This window comes from Bacillus sp. z50 (genome assembly GCF_058313585.1).
In genome coordinates this window covers 617,856-633,198 of record NZ_JBZFQL010000003.1, presented here as the reverse complement: position 1 = coordinate 633,198, position 15,343 = coordinate 617,856, and the positions used below count along the sequence as shown (strand labels likewise).

Here is a 15,343-nt window from a genome sequence, read left to right as displayed (position 1 = left end):
ATCACTCTTGCAGTTGTATTAAAATCAAATCCACTATCTCGGTATGTGTTAAATGACCTGTTACTTTCACTTCATTTTCCACTTCCAAATAATCATTTGGGGTCCACCATTTTCGTAAAGCATCTACACCGAACTCTTCCTTTTTATCACGTGAGAGATGACGTTTTACCGTTTCTTCGAATGACAAGTCAAAATAAAAGATATATGCCTTTCCGCCATAGAACTGGATTAAGTCATTTAGCATTTGACCATAGCGACTTTTATTCAGAATTCCTTCAACAATGGTGTGTTCACATCTCCCTTTCCCATACTCAGCAATTTGACGAATCAAATCAATCGAAAGATTTCCTTCTCTATCCTGAACCTTCAACATCTCACGCCGAACATTATCTTGAGAAACTAACAGGGTACCTTTTCCTAACTGATCTTGAATGCTTTTAGCAATGGTTGTTTTTCCACTTCCGGAGTTTCCTCTTAGAATAATTAAGTTTGATTCCATCAATCCCATTCCCTATTATGTTTTTTATTTCTCTATAAGCCTCTTATGAAAATAATAATTCGGTATGATTAATCATTTTCCTTTTTATCATCTAAGTAAAAAAGTCGCCTCCTATAAATTAGGAAAGCGACTTTATGTCTCTACTGCTTAAACGGTCTTTTAAATTTAGATCAAAATCCTTACTTAAGTGAATATGTATAGTCTTTAGATACTCTGAACGAAGCTCACTATTAAATAAACAGCAATACAAACCACAATACTTTGTAAGTAAAGGCCTGCTTCCTTCTTTGCAGATTCATCTTTACTATTTTGATTTTTCACGGAACGTACGGAACCATAAAGAATACCTGCAATAACAGCAATTATTAAGGGAACTGTATTCATAGCATCTGCCTCCTTTGTGATTATTCTAACATAGAAGTTTTTCTTATATTATCTATAATGCTTTTGTGTATCAAATCTATTTACTATCCATAAAATAAGTATTACATTAGTTAATTTACCAAAATCTTCAGTATATATTTTTCGGTGAATATTTAGATACTACCTATTAAATTTGTTACGTTAATAAAAGATTAATTACATCTCAGGGGGTTCATAATGAAAAGTGGTAAACTGCTCTTTCTATTAGTATTGAGTATTATGCTGGTTGCTTGCTCATCAAAGGATGAGGAAAATAAAAATTCCGATAATGTGGATGTCAATAAGGGAATGGTAAATGTTGAAGTGACATTACCTGCATCATTTTTTGAAGACACAGATATGGTGAAACTAAAGAAAGAGGCTAAAGAGGACGGGGTAAAAGAAGTAATTGTAAATGATGATGGATCGGTTACATATAAAATGTCCAAATCTAAGCATAAGGAAATGCTGAAAGAGATGGGAGATACAATAGACACTTCCATTAAAGAAATAGAAGCCGATGAAGACTTTCCTTCAATTAAAAAGATAGAACACAATAAATCATTTACAGAGTATACGATTAAAATGGATCAGGAGCTTTATGAAAACAGCAGTATAGACGGATTTGCCTTCTTCAATTTAGCTTATCAATCACTGTACTATCAATTATTTAATGGTGTAAATGAAGATGATTATAAGGTTACCTTCCAGCTAAAGAACGAAGAAACCTCCAAAACATTTGATACCATCGTTTATCCGGATGATATCCAAACAGATGAGAATAAAACAGAAGAGAATAAGTAAGCCAATTTTAAGCTGTCTTCCCGATGAAGGCAGCTCTTTTCATGAATGAATAGTATTTCCACTATACAAATTCTGCTTTTCGTAAAACAATTCAATTGGTTCCCTCTCTTATACTATTTCCTCTTCGGAGCAATTTATTTTAAAAAAATTTCATCTCGATAAAACACCGAGAATCTTCAGTTAAGGGGAGATAATAACTTATTTTTAAAGAAGGTATAAATAGCCTTTCCCCAGATTTGAATACAATTGATTAATTATCTTTCTTCACTTTTATGACCTACTGCTTGCTCTTCCATAAGCTTTTTATAGAAAATCAGTGTTGTATTCTCATTTAATTTTCGGAGTTCACCGGTATTTATATAACCCATTTTTTCATATAGATGACAATTCCGTTCTTCTTCTTTTATCGTGGCCAGTTCCCAGCTTTTTGCTTTGCAATAATAATCTTCAATGATTTTTATTGTTTCCTGTGCAATTCCCATCCCCTGATATTCAGGTAAAATGAACATGGGACTGATTTTATATTCTTCGGTCCCCTCTCTCCACAGAATATTAATGGCTCCAACTAGCTGTTTATTGAACATAATTTTATAAAATACACCATTAGGATTGTTTAATCGTAGGATCAGCCGATCTACTTTTTCATTTGCAGGATTCGTATCGTAATCCTTATATTTTTCTAATAAAGGCATGAACGATTTGCGTTGGATGGCAAATAAAGCTGCTGCATCCTTTTCATCTGCCTTGAGCAATTCAATACTCAAATTATCACTCTCCACTTGCTTTTAATTATTTAGATATGTATCCTGCCACGCTCTTTTCCTACGCCCTTTGTCTCAGCAAAAACGCACTTCTTCATTTATTTCGAATACGATGATAAAAAAACGGAAGGGACTGTAAGAATGGAATCTGAAAATGACTTAAATATATTGGATTTCGCCCTCCCGCTGCTGGATATTATTGTGATTATGCTGACAGACGAAAATCCTGTAAACGGGGTCATCCTTTTAGTGCTATTAAAAGCCGTAACAAACGATCCTTTAATGGAAATATTGTTTATGATATTAGCCATTGTTCTATGGGCTGCCCGACAGAGTGAAGAAGATTGAACTGTTTTTTAATATCAGACAGGCTATCTTGATTCCCACGTTCATCATAGGCTTAAATAACAAAATAATATTCTTGACTGCAAACTTGAAAAAGGCGCTATGTTGTTTAGCCCTTTTTCTTCATATTTAGGTAACATGGTTATGCAGTAATACTACTACACTTTTATAAATATGGGATGGCGTTGATCGGCATGATTATCTAGCCCAAAATGGAACAGATGAAATAAAAACACGGATTTTATTAAATCTAAGTGTTTTTTGAACATATTATAGGAGTATCATATAGTGAAACGACCGACTGCCTCTCACAATTGTTACATACTTTCCGATTTTATTTTCTTGGTGGTAGGGTTTATATAGGATTGATAGGATTTCCAGTAAACAAAAGCAACAAGAATAGATCCGCCTATGGCATTCCCCAAAAAGACAGGTACAAAGTTATTAAAATAATCCATCCAGGTAAAATAACCTTCAAATATTGCTGCCGGAATCACAAACATATTCGCTACTACGTGCTGAAAGCCAATTGCTACAAATGCCATGATTGGAAACCATATCCCTGCTATTTTCCCTGCGATATCGTTTGCACTGTATGAAAGCCAAACACCTAATGCCACAAGCCAGTTACAACCAACACCTGAAATAAGAGCCGGCCAAAAATCAACATCTATTTTATGAGCAGCCACGTCCACCGTTTTTTCGAGAAAGACACCGCTGGCTGTAAACTCTCCTAAGTGGCCAAAGAAATAAGCTACAAAAATAGCACCTGCGAAGTTGCTAATCGTAATCCAAAACCAATTGTGAACTAATCGTGAGAAAGGAATCCGTTTGGCAAGCCAGGCCATTGGCACTGCCATCATATTACCAGTCAATAATTCTCCGCCTGCAATTAAAATTAAAATAAGTCCAAGTGGGAAAACAGATGCACCAATAAATGTTCCAAAGGTCCCCCAGTCTTCAGGCAAGCTTGCGGTTACTCGGATATATAGTAAATAACCCACAGATATATAAGCACCGCCCAAAAATCCCAATAGTAATAAATTTGTTAAAGGTAAACTGGTCTTCTTCACACCTGCTTCTACTGCTGCTATGGCAATTTCCTGTGGAGTTTTGAAACTCATGTATGTTCTCTCCAATCTATGTAATACGTCTTCCACATCATCATATGGAAATAATTATCAATCTATCCAAGTTTATTATATTCGTATTTTAGAAATGCTTAAAGAGAACATTTTATGAATAATTCAAATTCTAATGATGTTAACTAAAAAATCCCCTCCGTTTTTTACAGATGGGGATTTAATTTATATCATTTTTTTATGTTCTTTTAATTCTTCATCAATCATGGAATCGAGTTTTATAATACTGGCTTTCGCTCTTTCATACTCAATCTTCCGATAATGGTGAAGGCCGCCTTCCTCTTCATCTTTTTCATCTGCCCATTTAACAATCTGTTGAAGAGGTGTTCTAACAATATCATTTGAAGGTAAAAAGGAATCTGTATGAAATAAAATTGCGAGGGAGATCGTTTTCGCCTGAACCGGATTTTCACCAAGCCTTATTAATAATTTATGCGCTCTTTCAGCGCCCTTAATTGGATGTATATCGTTCTTTCTATATAAATCATAATCCCATTTACCATTACGGTACCAAGTAAAATGTCCAATGTCATGGAGCAGACCTGCTTTTGCTGCAGAATCGACATCGATATTCTGTTCTTTCGCTAAATGAAAGGCATGGTAAGCAACGGCAATTGCATGTGCCAAGCCAGAACGATTTAAATATTTTTGAGCAATGCGATGCTCAAATATATCAAGTAAAGTTACTTCTCTCATAAGGTCTCCCTCCCTGGTTATTTTTGTATATTTATAGAGATAAATATATATTTTTGTGCATTATAGCATGGATACTTCACTGTTTAAAAGGAATTTATTATTCTATAAAATTATCTTGTTTCTGTACTTTTAAACGAAATTTTACAATTAGCCTTCCTTTACACCCTTATTCGCATTCATTCTTTTGCACTTTATGGCTAGTATTATCGCTAATCTTGGAAAACCGTGGCAGCTTGTCAAGATATTAACATGGACCAAGTTATTATTCATTATTGTATGTTCATGCCCTGTCTTTAAAAACGGCAAAATTCGTAGTTGGGCAGATACTAGTTTAGAAAAAACATAAGTATTTCCGAAAAACTCCCATACAAAAATATCCAGGTTGACTTGTTTATCATCATCTAAAAAGGGAATTTTGTGAATACAGGAGGAGGAGTACAAATGAATCAGTATCAAACTTTTTTCTTCGAGGATGATGGTAGGATACCTAATAATCCAAACTTACCAGTCATTCTATATGATCAAGCTGTAGACAGCCCTGAATCCACTATGGAAAGCCTATTTAATGAAAATCAATGGCTAAATAGTTGGACAAATGGGGTATTTGACTATCATCATTATCACAGTAATTCTCATGAGGTACTAGGGGTTATTAGAGGTGAAGCCACCCTTATGATTGGCGGTGAAACAGGAAGGAAGATTCATGTTCAGTCAGGTGATGTGATTATTCTTCCAGCCGGAACCGGCCATAAACGCCTTAGAGCCAGCTCTGACTTTTCTGTCGTTGGAGCTTATCCAAATGGGATGGACTATAACACTAAATACGGGAAAGAAAATGAACGTCCTGAAGTATTAGAGGAAATTAGCAAGGTTCCCATCCCAAAGACTGATCCTATTAACGGTAAGGATGGTCCTCTGATAAAAGAGTGGCAGGTATAATTTCAAAAGAAGATATGCATGTTATACCGTTTGATAAAGTAGTGTGACTTTAAATTGTTCAGCGATTAATCTCCTGATTTTTTAGCGTTCCGCAAAACAATATTTTACTGTCTTTCAAAATGTTTCAAAGACTATTAATAGGGAATAAAGAACTTACTAAAATGAATATATAGGGGAATTATTATATGCCGGATACAAAAACAAATTTAAGTTTATTAGAAAAACAAGATATGACCAATCCACAAATAGTACCACAATGGGTAACAGAAGAATACCAAACATTTCATAACATTGTTACAAACCCAACATTTCCATGTTACTTTGGTATGAAAGCAGAAAATAAAGGAGAACTCCGTTATGCGTATATGACTCATAATGATTGGTCCTCTCTTCCAAAAGCAGTAGAAAGCTTTCTTGAACTATTTAAGAATCCACCTCATATAAGACACGGTTTATTTGTTTTTGTTGAACCTGAAAAAGAGGAACGCGATATCCCTTACTATAGAGATTATTTTTGGAGAATCCTACAGTATTTACACGAGCATGATCCGAAGCTTTGGCCTGAGGATAAACCGAAGGATCCTGAACATTTCCTTTGGGACTTTCACTTTGCCGGTGAACCATTCTTTATCTTCGGCAATTGCCCTGCCTACAAGCAACGGAAAACCCGTGACCTCGGTAATAGTTTAGTTCTTGGCTTTCAACCGCGAATGATTTTTGAAGGACTTGAAGGGACTGAAAAAGGCGGAATCATGTCCAGAGAGAAAGTTCGTGAACGAGTAGAGAAATGGGATCAGCTCCCTAAGCATCCGGATATCAGTCATTATGGGGATCAAAACCATAATGAATGGAAGCAATACTTTATCGGTGATGATATAGAACCAATCGCTGGGAAATGTCCATTTCACCATAAAGATTCATAATCATATAAAAAAGAAGCTGATCATTGAATCAGCTTCTTTTTTATAGAGTGGGAGCTTGTACGCCTTCAAGATTCGATACATTATTTAATAATCTGCTGAACCCGTCCTACCTGACCATCCGTTAACCGTACCTTAATGCCATGCGGATGTGTTGCTGAATTGGTTAAAATATCTTTAACGATACCGCGAGTTAATGCACCTGAGCGCTGGTCTTTTTTTAACACGATATCGACTTCCTGTCCTGCTCGTATATCACTACGATTCTTTCCATTGTTCATTTTTCTAACCTCCCTTATTTATCTCGATCCATAAATACATTCATTGAGCATAACGTAATCTATCCACTAATGGTATAATGGACAAATAGTAAAATCCACTTTTTTGGAGGCAATATGTTAACTTTTGAAGAAAAAATTGCAATTATAGAGTCCTTTAAGGAACTCGAACGTAAAAATGTTTCACTTGGGCGTATCAACTATCAATATCCTGAAAGCAAATTAGATAAATCGAATGTTGTTTATCACCTGCATCCAAACGGTAATGGTTTCGTTTATGCAGAAGGCATTCCTGGGTACCGTGTGGGTCAAAAGGGATTGGTGAATATCAAGGATTTTTCCGCTGAGCAATTAGAAACTATCATAGCTAAATCCATAGAGCTTCTATCTACTGATCCTTATGAAGATTATGCTGGCGATATAGCAGGTGAAGAAGAAATCTGGAGGAATAACGAAGGACATACTCTTACCGTTATAGCAGAAGAGGATATGTGGAATGTATATGCTGGCTTAAACCTAGATGGCACATTCCCATCCTACAATGAAGCAAAATCTTATTTAATGGAAGAAGGATTCCATAAAGTAAAGTAAACGAACCTAACAGCCCGTTGGTAATCCATAATCCAATGGGCTGTTCCTATTTAATCCAACAAATAAACGGACCATGCAGACACTATCTAATTTATTTACCTGAAAACTCTGCCTTTCGCTTCATAAAGAAGGCACTGATTCCCTCCATCGCATCCTCCGAACGGGCTATTTTCAGCATATTCTCTAGTTCAATTGAGATTCCATCTTCTAAGGAAACTTCTGTACCTCTCCCCACAGAATCAAGGATCCCTTTAAGCGCAAGCGGCGGCCCTTCAGCTAAATTGGCTGCAATCGCTAAAGTTTCATACTTCAGCATTTTAGCAGGCACAACTTTGTTGATTAAACCATACTCCAATGCTTTTATCGCCGAAATTTTTTCACCACTTAAGATTAATTCAAGAGCCCGCCTGCGGCCAATCAATCTTGGCAGCCGTTGGGTCCCCCCATAGCCAGGCATAATTCCGAGCTTTATTTCTGGAAGAGCAAACTCTGCTGTGTCTGCAGCTATTACCAAGTGGCAAGCCATTTGCAATTCATTCCCACCACCCAGCGCACGACCGTTTATGCTTGCAATGATAGGTTTAGAGAAAGACTCAATTCGGTTAAATAGATCATGCATCCCTTGAATCGTTGCCCTCGCTTTTTCCGGATCCGCTAAATCTGCAAATTCATTTACATCTGCACCAGCTGAAAAAGATTTTTCTCCTGCTCCGGTTATTATAATAGCTCTAATTGTATGATTGTTTTCGATATCATCCAAATAGGTGCCAATCTCATATAATGTATCTCTGCTCAATGTATTTAGGGGAGGTCGATTGATCGTAATGATTGCCACCCTATCTGTTACTTCCAACAAACAATTTTGCCCCATTACCCTACCTCCCTTTCCAGTATTACGGCAATTGCCTGACCAAAACCGATACACATGGTTGCAAGTCCGAATCTTCCGTTTGTTCTTTCCAATTCATTAAGTAAAGTAGCTATAAGACGAGCTCCGCTTGCGCCCAGAGGATGGCCCAATGCGATCGCTCCTCCATTCGGATTTACTTTATCCATGTCTGGTTTCAGCTCTTTCGCCCATGCTAATACAACTGAAGCAAAGGCTTCATTCACTTCAAAAATATCGATATCATCCATGGAAAGACCTGCCTTATCCAATACCTTTTGTGTTGCCGGGATAATAGCACCGGTAACAAGAGCTACTTTTCCTTCCAGTGAAAATGACATACTTATTAATCTCCTTTCGATTTAGGCAATGACAGGCCAACTGCTACTTCATTAGCAGCTACCTCGATCTCTGCATATGCGTCTTCTTCATACATTTGTTCAATAACTTCTTTATACTTTTCTTCTATTTCTTTAAAACGTACCTTTAAGGACGGAGTCATCTCCCCACCCTCCACAGTCCATTCTTTCGTTACAATGATTAGTTTTTTGGGCTGTTCATAGCGTGCGAATTTATGAGTATTGGATTTTACTTCTCTCGTAATCAATTCCTGTACTTTTTTATTCGTAACCAACTCATTGACAGAACCACGAATGCCCTTCCTTTTGCACCAGCTCTTAAGATTTTCATAATTTAGAGTTAATAAGACGATTACATACTTCTGATTTTGTCCAACCAAAACGGCATTTTCTATATAAATACTTTGGTGAAGTGCATTTTCCACAGGCTGTGGAGCCACATTTATCCCCGAAGTAAGTACTATAATCCGCTTCTTTCGATCCACAATTCTTAAGAAGCCATCTTCATCAAACTCGCCTATATCGCCAGTCTTGAACCACCCATTTTCAAAGTGTTCCTTGGTAGCCTCTTCATCATGATAGTAACCTTTCATGATACTTGGGCCTTTAACAAGTACCTCACCATCATCTGAGATATGGACGTCCAGGTTCGGCAATGGTTTTCCTACTGTTCCAACTTTGGTTCTGGAAAACGGATTTACGCAGATAACGGGGGAGGTTTCTGTCAGGCCATATCCTTCAAGGACCGGAAGATCAACACTCCAGAAAAACTTCCCGATTTCTGGATTTAAAGCTCCTCCGCCTGATATAAAGCCTCTGATTCTTCCACCCAATTGTTTTTTTACTTTTTGGTAGACAAGTTTATCAGCTATTTTCCACTTTCTCCTAAACTCTTTCGGTAGTTCACTTTTACGAACCATTACATCTGTAGCACTGGATAAATAATATTTATATCTTGTATTTCCGACTTTAAGTGCCCAGTCAAAAATTTTTCTGCGAATAGGGGTACCGGATTCGACCATCTTTTGAGCCTGGGCATATACTTTTTCAAATAACAATGGGACACTGACTAGGATGGTAGGTTGTACTTCTAGAAGGTTTTGTTGTACGGTATCAATATTTTCTGCATAAGCAATTGTTGCACCAACTGACAAAGGAAAAAATTGACCTGCCATACGTTCAAATATGTGGGATAGTGGTAAGTGGGATAACATGATGTCGTCAGGCCGGGCTTCCAACACCCAAAATTGAACGCCTTCAACATTTGATAAAATATTTCCATGCGTTAACATTGCACCTTTTGGATAACCAGTTGTTCCCGAGGTATGAATAATCGTTGCTAAATCATCTCTTGTTATTGCCTGGAACTCATCTTCCCAGTTAAATAAAGGATGTTTTTCACCTGCTGACATTAATTGTTCCATTGTCAGCATATCTTCTTTCTTTTCTGCTAAGGAATCACCGGGATAAAAGATAATCAGTTTATCGAGAGTAGAATTAGCAAGAATCTTTTGCAGTTGCTTTTGATTTTCTACAAAAAGAAACTTACAGTCTGCATTACTGAGAATGTAAGAAATCTGATCAGATGGTAAAGTTGAATGGATTGGCACACTGACTGCACCCAAACTCATAATCGCTATATCGCTTATAGCCCAGTAAGGATTATTATCAGATAATATGGCTACATGATCACCAAAGCCAACCCCATAATGTGCCAGTCCGGCAGCCGTTTGTGAAACCTGTATCCAAAAATCCCTGTATGTGATCCCCTTATATTCACCTGCTACTTTAACCAAAAAACCATTCTTTTGTGAATTTTTTTCGGCTGTTCTCCAAACCATCTCTACCAAATTTGCAGGTTTCATAAAACACCTCCCTTAGGCCTACACGTCGTAGGGTCACGAAGACGTTGCCACACGATGTGGCGTTTTTAGTCTTTGGTCCACCTTACATGGTCTCCGTTTTTAGCGAGATCTAGCTTCGGCTCCTAGCTCCTCGAGTCATAAGTGTAGCCACTGCTGGAGGGAGAACACCTCCCTACGTGACTCCTCTTATGCTTGTCGGAGCTGAACAGTCGCCTCAGCCTTTCTTATAAATATTCCTTTACGTTATATTGTTTCAGTATTCCTTCTAGTTTGATTGCTTTTCCGATGTCGCCTTTGATTTTTAGTTTGCCGGACATGAAGGCTACGGTTCCGTTTAGTTTGCCGAGAAGGAATTGGCGGAAGTTTTCGACAGACATGGTGAGTGTACAATCCGCTGGTGTTTCTTCTCCTTCGACTACCTCTGCCTGACCATCGTGTATATTAAGCTGATAGATTCCTTCTTCGGAACCGGTGATTGTGAATTGATAGCGTGTCGTAATTCCTTGAATTGGCTGAGGATCGTTTTTAAGTGCTTCCTCAATTTTTTCAAAAGACTCTCTTAATGTATAATCTTCAATTGCTTTTCCCATTTTAAAATTCCTCCCTTTATTATTAAAGGATATTTTTTTATTTTTCAGTTTTATTTAGATGCAGCATTTTTGTCCTGTCGTTTCACCACCTCCTGAACGTATTTATAAAATCATTACACACGAATACCATATGGTTCATACAGATGACGCGCAATAATTAATTGCTGAATTTGATTAGTCCCTTCAAAAATGTCATAAATTTTTGCGTCACGATATAATTTCTCGACTAGATGTCCCTCAAGACCATATGGACCGAGTATTTCCTGACAGGCTGAAGTAACCTCCAAAGCAATCTTTCCACTATAGGCCTTACACATGGCTGCTTCTTTTGCATTCGGTTTTCCCAAATCTGCTTTCCAGGCAGCTTCCCAGGTTAACAGACGAGCTCCCTGAATTTTTTGCTGCATCTCTGAGAAGAGTCTCAGGGCTTGATGATAATGATTGCCGTGCTGAGGATATTCTCTTTTTACAAAATCCAATGTATATTCATAGGACGCTCTTGCAATTCCGGTAGCCATAGCTGCGATTATGGGCCTTGTGTTATCGAATGTTTTCATAGCAACCCTGAAGCCACCTGATCCATTCGCTTTATTGACATAGGCCTCTTCTCCACCTAAAAGGTTTCCATCCGGAACAAAGCAATCCTCAAACACAAGTTCTGCTGTTTCAGAAGCACGAAGACCCATTTTTTCCGCCAATCTCGAGCATGAGAAGCCGGGTGTACCTTTTTCTATAACAAATGCCCGGTGACCAGCCCTACCTAAATTGCGGTCTACCGTAGCAAATACAACAACCCAGGAAGCTCTTTTGCCATTTGTAATAAATATCTTCTGCCCGTTTATCACATAACCGCCGTCCACTTTAACAGCTGTCGTCTGTAAACCGGATACATCAGAACCTGCCTCTGGTTCAGTCAAAGCATATGCTCCCCACTTCGGTTTCTCATCTCTGGAGAAAATGGATAAAAAACGTTCCTTTTGTTCCGGTGTGCCGCTATGCTGAACAGGCGGACCTCCAAGCCCTGGCCCGGGTAGCGTCAAGGCAATCGCGCAATCTCCCCAGCCTAATTCCTCAGAGGCAATGACTCCCAATCGATTTCCTTGGCGCTCCTTCGCTTTTTTAAAATCTTTTTTCTTTTTATCATCATTGGACTCTCCAAAAGAAGACATGCTTAAAGAAATTCCGAGTTGATTTACTTTATCCAGCCAATCATCCGGTACTTTCTTTAATTGATCGGCAATCATGGATACCGGTCGCATTTCATTTTCAGCAAACCAATGGACCACTTCCTTAACTTGACTTTGATGTGGCGTCAACTCGTATGTGATCATTACTCATCCCCCTCTCCTTACCATACATGATCCAGTTTCCTGCCCTGATTTCTAAATCGCCCTCTTGTTCAAACCAACCGACTTGTGCCTGAGCGTCCCTCATCCACTTCTCAACAGGATGGTCCTGAACATATCCATGCCCACCAAGGAGCTGTACAGCTGAATCTGTTACATATCGAAGCGATTGATGGGCTTTTTTAAGTGCCTGGATACTGTGGAAAACAGCATCAGTTTCACCTTCATCAATTTGTTTTGCCGCATATAAAACAAGATGCCTTGCTGCACCCGTCTGGATAGCCATTTGTGCAAGGTTAAAAGAAACACCCTGGAATTTTGCGATTTCTACCCCAAACGCTTTTCTCTGGGAGGTATATTCAACTGTGTAATCAAGGGCAGCTGCCATAACACCAATTTCTTTTGCAGCCTCTAACGTACGTACACGGCTCAATGATTGATCCATCCAAGTTTCAGCTTCGGCACCACTAGCCAAAATATTGTTTTTGGAAACGCTTACTTCTTTAAGCTGAATTCTCGAAAAGCCGGCACTCAATAGCCCCAAGCGATAATCACCGTCAAGCACTCTCCAAGAATGATTATTGTCTTGATCTATCCAGAACAACACCGCTTCACCATTAGTAGCAGTTCCTGCAATTAATAGATATTCAGCCTTTCTGGCATTTTTCAGCGGACTCGTTTCTCCATCAATGATGTATCCATTGTCTATTTTTTTAATTTGGAGTTTATGTTGATTGGGATAAACAAAGGCGACTGTTGGGCAAATTCCCGTTTCACACTGAGTTTGATAAAAAGAAAATGCGTTATGATCCTCTTTTAGTCGAATAAACGATGCTCCCTCCCCGGCTCCTGGAAGCCCCTGAATAGTATCAAGGTCACCATAAGCAAGCGCCTCAACAATCTGTACCTGGGAAACGAGCGGCAATTCCAGGCCACCGTATGATTCAGGCAGTTCCAAATTTAATAATCCAAGGTCACTCAACTTTCTGACCACGTCCTCACTTACACCCTGATTTTTTTCCGTTTGCCTGGCATAGGGACGGATCTTTTGAATTGCAAAATCCTTTGCTACATCAACAAATGCCTTTTCTTCCTCACTTGGTAAAAAAGAAACCAACTTTCTCCCTCCTTCATATCAATAGTTTATTAATTTGAGAGACTGCTAAATGAGCGCATGACCAATCGGTTTAATAATCTAGCAAGATATTCTACATCTGTCTTTTGGTGATTTGGTTCCCGGAATTTTTGAATGACGACCTCATTGATTGCTCCAACCATTGCCTGAGAGATGATCCTAACTTCCTGTTCATTCACATTCTCCGGAAACTCCTGGTAAGCAAAAAAAAAGATAAGATCTGCGAAACTTTTAAGTGCTTCTCGTCTGACCAGTTCTACTTCGAAAGAAACTCCGACTGATTCGAGTAAAATAAAATTGGCAACAGCCTTATTGGAAAAGCAAATTTCCAAATAGCGAAGAATTCCGGCATATGCTTTATAACCAATGCGTGGTTCCCGTAAAGCTGCAAGCTTAATCTCTTCTGCAACTTCTCCAATCAAACTTTCACAAAGTGCAACAATCAAAGTCTCTTTATTGCCGAATTGTTGGTAGAACGTTGTTTTCGAGACATGTGCATACTCAACTATGTCCAGAACTGATGTATTCTTGTAACCTCTTGTAGTGAATAATTGCAGGGCTGCATATAGCATTTTATCTCTTGCTTCGGTCGGCAGGTCATTTACATATAACATTCTTATCATTCCAATCCCATGTGTGAGTACGAATACGTATTGGTATCATCATACCTACACAAAAGGGAAATTTCAACAAAATTGTTAGAAAATTTAATTTATTTTCTTCAACAAAAAAAGAGCCTCCCAAAGTAAAATGGGCGGCTCTTAAATGAAAATGTTTATTTAAATATTTCAGGATAGATTTTTTCAGCTATCAATTGCAAGCCTTCTGTTAAACGTGGTCCCGGTCTTGACACTGTGTCATTATCTACATCATAAACCTGCTTATTTTGAACGGCAGGTACCTCGGACCAAGCTTTTCTTCCATATACCTTTTCTTCTGGATTTTCAATATAATAGCCATATGTAGTAAGAATAACATCAGGATTGCGATCAATGACTTGTTCTTCATTCATTGTTACCCAACCCTCTTGATCAGCGGCAATATTCTCTGCCTGAATGATATCAAGCATTTCGTCTATATAGGTTCCGTTAGCCGCTGTATATAAATCCGGTGAGGAAGATACTTCAATCCAAACCTTCTTCTTATCTTTTATAGCACTTGCTTTCTCTTTAATTTCTGCTACTTCTTTTTTCATATCCGAAATAATTTCATCAGCTTTGTCTGATGTTCCGGTTGCTTTAGCAATCAATTCAATTGTTCCATATGCACCATCAAACGAATTGGCGTCAGGTACGATAATAACATCAATACCAGCTGTCTGGAATTGTTTAATGGTATCCTTAGCATTATTAAAATGACTGGCAGAAAGCAATAAAAGATCCGGATTTAATTCCAACACTTTTTCAATATTGATTTCTAACCCGCCGACCTTAGGTTTGTCAGCAGCTTCTGTAGGAAAATTACAATAATCTGATACACCAATGATTTTCTCTCCAAGACCTAGTGCATAGGCCGTTTCAGTATTGCTTGGCAGCAAGGATACGATCGTGTCCGGCTTTTCCTCAATCTTGATGCTTTCTCCGGATCCATCCCTTACCTCAACAGGAAAGGCTGTGGACGTTGATTCAGAAACCTCTTTCTTCTGGTTTGAGTCATCTTCAGTTGACGAACACCCAAACATTAACATAGATAGCGTAAGCATTAGCATAAATAAAAATAAATAGTTTTGCTTTTTTAGCATAGTTATTCCCCTTTCCAACATAATAAAAAAGCCTTAGCTCGAAA

At 38.2% G+C, this 15,343-nt stretch carries 18 protein-coding genes and 1 pseudogene; 5 read left to right on the top strand and 14 right to left on the bottom strand.

The window, feature by feature from the left end:
* Window position 1 precedes the first annotated feature (1 nt).
* Both AC4G3N_RS12435 and AC4G3N_RS12430 read right to left on the bottom strand, forming a co-directional pair.
* Window positions 2-499: a kinase gene (locus AC4G3N_RS12435; protein ID WP_441294135.1), complete on the bottom strand. Its 498-nt coding sequence runs from the start codon at window positions 497-499 to the stop codon at window positions 2-4.
* A 204-nt stretch (window positions 500-703) separates the two neighbouring features.
* On the bottom strand, window positions 704-883 hold the full coding sequence (locus AC4G3N_RS12430) for a hypothetical protein (RefSeq protein ID WP_066106805.1): 180 nt from the start codon (window positions 881-883) through the stop codon (window positions 704-706).
* Between the two features lie 216 nt (window positions 884-1,099).
* On the opposite strand from AC4G3N_RS12430, the gene AC4G3N_RS12425 reads away from it, so the two are divergent.
* A complete protein-coding gene (locus tag AC4G3N_RS12425) occupies window positions 1,100-1,705 on the top strand; it encodes a hypothetical protein (protein WP_491090271.1) in 606 nt (201 codons plus the stop codon).
* A gap of 254 nt (window positions 1,706-1,959) precedes the next feature.
* Here the strand turns inward: AC4G3N_RS12425 and AC4G3N_RS12420 are convergent, their stop codons facing one another.
* Window positions 1,960-2,469 (bottom strand): GNAT family N-acetyltransferase, encoded by a 510-nt coding sequence (locus AC4G3N_RS12420; protein ID WP_180349988.1) that lies wholly within the window; start codon window positions 2,467-2,469, stop codon window positions 1,960-1,962.
* A gap of 138 nt (window positions 2,470-2,607) precedes the next feature.
* Between AC4G3N_RS12420 and AC4G3N_RS12415 the strand changes: the two genes are divergently transcribed.
* Entirely contained in the window at window positions 2,608-2,814 is a 207-nt protein-coding gene (locus AC4G3N_RS12415) for a hypothetical protein (protein WP_066106799.1), read from the top strand.
* A gap of 314 nt (window positions 2,815-3,128) precedes the next feature.
* Here the strand turns inward: AC4G3N_RS12415 and AC4G3N_RS12410 are convergent, their stop codons facing one another.
* Complete coding sequence (locus AC4G3N_RS12410) at window positions 3,129-3,935, bottom strand: formate/nitrite transporter family protein (RefSeq protein WP_066106796.1); 807 nt, start codon at window positions 3,933-3,935, stop codon at window positions 3,129-3,131.
* 183 nt (window positions 3,936-4,118) lie between these two features.
* Window positions 4,119-4,649: an HD domain-containing protein gene (locus AC4G3N_RS12405; RefSeq protein ID WP_066106793.1), complete on the bottom strand. Its 531-nt coding sequence runs from the start codon at window positions 4,647-4,649 to the stop codon at window positions 4,119-4,121.
* 441 nt (window positions 4,650-5,090) lie between these two features.
* Here AC4G3N_RS12405 and AC4G3N_RS12400 point away from each other — a divergent pair, with 441 nt between their 5' ends.
* On the top strand, window positions 5,091-5,588 hold the full coding sequence (locus AC4G3N_RS12400; RefSeq protein WP_066106790.1) for a cupin domain-containing protein: 498 nt from the start codon (window positions 5,091-5,093) through the stop codon (window positions 5,586-5,588).
* A 185-nt stretch (window positions 5,589-5,773) separates the two neighbouring features.
* Entirely contained in the window at window positions 5,774-6,511 is a 738-nt protein-coding gene (locus AC4G3N_RS12395; protein WP_139892335.1) for a YqcI/YcgG family protein, read from the top strand.
* Between the two features lie 80 nt (window positions 6,512-6,591).
* Here AC4G3N_RS12395 and AC4G3N_RS12390 read toward each other — a convergent pair whose 3' ends face one another.
* Entirely contained in the window at window positions 6,592-6,789 is a 198-nt protein-coding gene (locus AC4G3N_RS12390; RefSeq protein WP_491090270.1) for a YwbE family protein, read from the bottom strand.
* A gap of 114 nt (window positions 6,790-6,903) precedes the next feature.
* On the opposite strand from AC4G3N_RS12390, the gene AC4G3N_RS12385 reads away from it, so the two are divergent.
* Window positions 6,904-7,377 carry a hypothetical protein gene (locus tag AC4G3N_RS12385; protein WP_139892333.1) on the top strand — a complete coding sequence of 158 codons (474 nt, stop codon included), beginning with the start codon at window positions 6,904-6,906 and terminating at the stop codon, window positions 7,375-7,377.
* Between the two features lie 91 nt (window positions 7,378-7,468).
* Here the strand turns inward: AC4G3N_RS12385 and AC4G3N_RS12380 are convergent, their stop codons facing one another.
* The 8 genes and pseudogenes from AC4G3N_RS12380 to AC4G3N_RS12345 form a co-directional block, all read right to left on the bottom strand.
* Window positions 7,469-8,248 carry an enoyl-CoA hydratase/isomerase family protein gene (locus tag AC4G3N_RS12380; protein WP_140461696.1) on the bottom strand — a complete coding sequence of 260 codons (780 nt, stop codon included), beginning with the start codon at window positions 8,246-8,248 and terminating at the stop codon, window positions 7,469-7,471.
* Window positions 8,248-8,574: pseudogene (locus tag AC4G3N_RS12375) on the bottom strand (steroid 3-ketoacyl-CoA thiolase); the annotation flags it as partial. The pseudogene AC4G3N_RS12375 and the gene AC4G3N_RS12380, both read right to left, overlap by 1 nt.
* 35 nt (window positions 8,575-8,609) lie before the next feature.
* Complete coding sequence (locus AC4G3N_RS12370; RefSeq protein ID WP_140461698.1) at window positions 8,610-10,487, bottom strand: AMP-dependent synthetase/ligase; 1,878 nt, start codon at window positions 10,485-10,487, stop codon at window positions 8,610-8,612.
* Between the two features lie 224 nt (window positions 10,488-10,711).
* Complete coding sequence (locus tag AC4G3N_RS12365; RefSeq protein WP_066106771.1) at window positions 10,712-11,077, bottom strand: SCP2 sterol-binding domain-containing protein; 366 nt, start codon at window positions 11,075-11,077, stop codon at window positions 10,712-10,714.
* Between the two features lie 113 nt (window positions 11,078-11,190).
* Entirely contained in the window at window positions 11,191-12,408 is a 1,218-nt protein-coding gene (locus AC4G3N_RS12360) for an acyl-CoA dehydrogenase family protein (RefSeq protein WP_491090269.1), read from the bottom strand.
* Complete coding sequence (locus tag AC4G3N_RS12355; RefSeq protein WP_148630748.1) at window positions 12,368-13,540, bottom strand: acyl-CoA dehydrogenase family protein; 1,173 nt, start codon at window positions 13,538-13,540, stop codon at window positions 12,368-12,370. Before AC4G3N_RS12355 ends, AC4G3N_RS12360 begins: the two co-directional genes overlap by 41 nt.
* Before the next feature lie 29 nt (window positions 13,541-13,569).
* Window positions 13,570-14,181: a TetR/AcrR family transcriptional regulator gene (locus tag AC4G3N_RS12350; RefSeq protein WP_490552346.1), complete on the bottom strand. Its 612-nt coding sequence runs from the start codon at window positions 14,179-14,181 to the stop codon at window positions 13,570-13,572.
* 152 nt (window positions 14,182-14,333) lie between these two features.
* Entirely contained in the window at window positions 14,334-15,299 is a 966-nt protein-coding gene (locus AC4G3N_RS12345; RefSeq protein ID WP_139892328.1) for an ABC transporter substrate-binding protein, read from the bottom strand.
* Window positions 15,300-15,343: the final 44 nt, after the last annotated feature.

Bases quoted from the DNA above. Each gene is read 5' to 3' on its own strand.
- AC4G3N_RS12345 (WP_139892328.1), bottom strand. From the start codon at position 15,299: ATGCTAAAAAAGCAAAACTATTTATTTTTATTTATGCTAATGCTTACG.
- AC4G3N_RS12360 (WP_491090269.1), bottom strand. From the start codon at position 12,408: ATGATCACATACGAGTTGACGCCACATCAAAGTCAAGTTAAGGAAGTG.
- AC4G3N_RS12385 (WP_139892333.1), top strand. From the start codon at position 6,904: ATGTTAACTTTTGAAGAAAAAATTGCAATTATAGAGTCCTTTAAGGAA.
- AC4G3N_RS12390 (WP_491090270.1), bottom strand. From the start codon at position 6,789: ATGAACAATGGAAAGAATCGTAGTGATATACGAGCAGGACAGGAAGTC.
- AC4G3N_RS12380 (WP_140461696.1), bottom strand. From the start codon at position 8,248: ATGGGGCAAAATTGTTTGTTGGAAGTAACAGATAGGGTGGCAATCATT.
- AC4G3N_RS12430 (WP_066106805.1), bottom strand. From the start codon at position 883: ATGAATACAGTTCCCTTAATAATTGCTGTTATTGCAGGTATTCTTTAT.
- AC4G3N_RS12365 (WP_066106771.1), bottom strand. From the start codon at position 11,077: ATGGGAAAAGCAATTGAAGATTATACATTAAGAGAGTCTTTTGAAAAA.
- AC4G3N_RS12395 (WP_139892335.1), top strand. From the start codon at position 5,774: ATGCCGGATACAAAAACAAATTTAAGTTTATTAGAAAAACAAGATATG.
- AC4G3N_RS12370 (WP_140461698.1), bottom strand. From the start codon at position 10,487: ATGAAACCTGCAAATTTGGTAGAGATGGTTTGGAGAACAGCCGAAAAA.
- AC4G3N_RS12405 (WP_066106793.1), bottom strand. From the start codon at position 4,649: ATGAGAGAAGTAACTTTACTTGATATATTTGAGCATCGCATTGCTCAA.
- AC4G3N_RS12415 (WP_066106799.1), top strand. From the start codon at position 2,608: ATGGAATCTGAAAATGACTTAAATATATTGGATTTCGCCCTCCCGCTG.
- AC4G3N_RS12425 (WP_491090271.1), top strand. From the start codon at position 1,100: ATGAAAAGTGGTAAACTGCTCTTTCTATTAGTATTGAGTATTATGCTG.
- AC4G3N_RS12400 (WP_066106790.1), top strand. From the start codon at position 5,091: ATGAATCAGTATCAAACTTTTTTCTTCGAGGATGATGGTAGGATACCT.
- AC4G3N_RS12435 (WP_441294135.1), bottom strand. From the start codon at position 499: ATGGAATCAAACTTAATTATTCTAAGAGGAAACTCCGGAAGTGGAAAA.
- AC4G3N_RS12350 (WP_490552346.1), bottom strand. From the start codon at position 14,181: ATGATAAGAATGTTATATGTAAATGACCTGCCGACCGAAGCAAGAGAT.
- AC4G3N_RS12410 (WP_066106796.1), bottom strand. From the start codon at position 3,935: ATGAGTTTCAAAACTCCACAGGAAATTGCCATAGCAGCAGTAGAAGCA.